This is a genomic window from Enterococcus raffinosus (assembly GCF_001886185.1).
Classification (GTDB): domain Bacteria; phylum Bacillota; class Bacilli; order Lactobacillales; family Enterococcaceae; genus Enterococcus_A; species Enterococcus_A raffinosus.
Genome location: NZ_JXLA01000136.1, coordinates 1 through 208 on the forward strand (window position 1 = coordinate 1; position 208 = coordinate 208).

Here is a 208-nt window from a genome sequence, read left to right on the forward strand (position 1 = left end):
CTGAAAAAAGTGTATATAAAGTAACATCATGCTTCCTGAAAGAGCGAGACTTCCTAGCAAGCAGATTACATCCTTCATAGACCAGCCAATTTCACTAGTGGAAAATGATACCTTAGAAATATCAAATTGTCTAAGTTCTTGTAAATAAAAGACGCTCATCCAACCAATGAACAAAAAGATTAGCCAGCCAAGAACAAAGTGATAAATC

1 pseudogene is annotated in these 208 nt (G+C 35.1%); it reads right to left on the reverse strand.

Annotated features, from left to right (window positions below):
* A pseudogene (locus RV13_RS20630) lies at window positions 1-207 on the reverse strand (ATP-binding protein); the annotation flags it as partial.
* Between the last annotated feature and the right edge of the window lies 1 nt (window position 208).